Below are 2,256 nucleotides of genomic sequence, written 5' to 3'. Positions count from 1 at the left end.
TTGAACATCAAAAATAAATGCCTCGTCAACGGGTAAAAATTGCGAATTGCTTGCGCCAAAGCCGTCTGAATCTAAATCAAAATTGAAGGAAGCATTAGCAGCACTAGAAAATACTGAAAAAGAGAGGAGTAACAGAGTCCATAAACGAGCTTTAATGTGTGAGTCGAGTATGCGACGTGCTGTTTTTATCATAACCACTTGATGTTCCCAGAAAATATTCAACGCCAATACGAACACAAATAATGCAAAAGGTTCCAATTGAAACTTAAGAGGCGCAATAGAATCGGCTATGATACCGCGCTTTATTAGAACTGGCTCTAATTATTAGTAAACCACGACATATGATTGACTGCGTTAGTGCACAAAATTTCAGTGAAATCTTCAATCGGCAATTCGAAGAAACTGAAAATACAGTAGTTGTGATAGGGGCTTCTGAGCCTTATTACGTTCCCGCACAAATGACTGCGAGTTTCTCGGGCGGTGAAGGTATTGCAGTGAGTGCTAAATCTCGCATTTTTTCTCGAAGTGACTATCCTGCCAGCGTAATGCATGAGGTCGCGCATTGGTGTATCGCCGGCAAAGAACGGCGTACTCAATTAGATTATGGCTATTGGTATGAGCCCGATGGTCGCGATGAAGCGCAGCAATCTGTCTTTGAGCGGGTTGAGGTAAAACCTCAAGCCTTGGAGCGAATTTTATGTTGTGCAGCAGGATTTCGTTTTCGTCTTTCGGCAGACAATGCGAACGACCCTTTATGTCGGCCAAGCAGTGCTTTCGTAGCAGATGTGCAAGAACAAACGATAAAGTATCTCGTGGAGGGCTTACCTGATAGGGCGGCTAAATTCGCAGAAGCACTAAATGCCGTGTTTAAACCTCAGACCTGCTATTTAAATTTAAGCAGTTATGTAGAAAGCGATCTGTTATAGTGTTCGGCCATTGAACGGCACACACCCGTGATCAGTGTTATTGAATTATTTTATGTAGGCGTTTTAAAGCATGTTTGGTGGCCTTTTTAAGTCAAAAACCTCCCCTGAAAATAAACAAGAGTCGCAGCAGAAACCGCGCTCTAGTTCATCTAAAGCAAAGGCCTCGCAAAAGACAGGTAAGCCTAAGAGTAATCAACGCTCCTCTAATCAACGTGCTAAGACTAAAACGCCTGAGCCAGCGTGGAACCCTTCCCAATATAAAGTCGACCCTGCTGAGGGCAAGACGAGGTTCCATGATTTAAATCTTGAGAATGAATTGCTGCACGCAATTGCTGATTTGAAGTATCAGTATTGTAGTGAGATTCAAGCTGCATCTTTACCGTACACACTTCAAGGCCATGACTTTATTGGTAAAGCACAAACTGGTACCGGTAAGACAGCGGCGTTTTTAATCACCATTATTAACGATTTGATGCTGCGCCGTATTCCTTCTGAAGAACGATATGCGAGTGAACCACGTGCACTTATTCTTGCTCCAACGCGCGAGCTAGCCCTTCAAATTGAAAAAGATGCAAAGGCGCTGACGAAATATGCCGGTTTAAATATTTACTCTGTTTTAGGTGGCATTGATTACCAAAAGCAACGCGATTTTGTCAGAAACAACGTGATTGATATTTTGGTGGCGACGCCAGGTCGTCTTATTGATTTCCTTAACAGCGGTGATCTGTATCTCGATCAAGTCGACACATTAGTGATTGATGAAGCGGATCGAATGCTCGATATGGGCTTTATTCCAGATGTGAAGCGCATTCTTGGTCGTTGTCCGAAGGTTGATCGTCGACAAACCTTGTTGTTTAGTGCGACGTTTAATCAAGATGTCTTGAATTTATGTCAGCGTTGGACGCGCAATCCAATACATATAGAAATTGAAGCAGAGCAGCTAACGACTGAAAAGGTTGATCAGAAGATATTTATGGTTTCTTCTGATGAGAAGCTAGAAATTATTTGTCGATACATCGATCAAAATGATGTGCGTCGCGCCATTATTTTTGGTAACCGTCGCGATGAAACAAGACGTTTAGAGGCTGCTCTAAAAGCGAAGGGTATCAAAGCCGCTTTGCTGTCTGGAGAGGTTCCTCAGCATAAGCGTATTAAAACACTCGAGCAGTTTAAAAACGGAAGTATTGAGATTTTAGTTGCTACGGATGTAGCAGGACGCGGTATTCATGTTGACGGCGTGAGTCATGTATTTAACTATAATCTTCCGGATGATCCTGAAGATTATGTGCATCGTATCGGCCGAACTGGACGCGCGAACGAAACAGGAGTT

At 43.0% G+C, this 2,256-nt stretch carries 3 protein-coding genes; 2 read left to right on the top strand and 1 reads right to left on the bottom strand.

The genetic code is table 11. The annotated features are described in order from the left end of the window. On the bottom strand, positions 1 to 198 hold a 198-nt coding region (locus tag A3738_RS32040; protein WP_231876658.1), incomplete at its 3' end, for a hypothetical protein. A gap of 143 nt (positions 199 to 341) precedes the next feature. Here A3738_RS32040 and A3738_RS14815 point away from each other — a divergent pair. Both A3738_RS14815 and A3738_RS14810 read left to right on the top strand, forming a co-directional pair. After that, positions 342 to 926: an elongation factor P hydroxylase gene (locus A3738_RS14815; RefSeq protein ID WP_068473209.1), complete on the top strand. Its 585-nt coding sequence runs from the start codon at positions 342 to 344 to the stop codon at positions 924 to 926. 70 nt (positions 927 to 996) lie between these two features. Beyond that, positions 997 to 2,256, top strand: a 1,260-nt coding sequence (locus A3738_RS14810; RefSeq protein ID WP_068763677.1) for a DEAD/DEAH box helicase, incomplete at its 3' end; no start/stop codon positions are given.

The sequence above is a fragment of the Oleiphilus sp. HI0066 genome (assembly GCF_001635725.1).
Note: the sequence above shows the minus strand (reverse complement) of the source record. Positions and strands in the feature narration are given on the sequence as shown.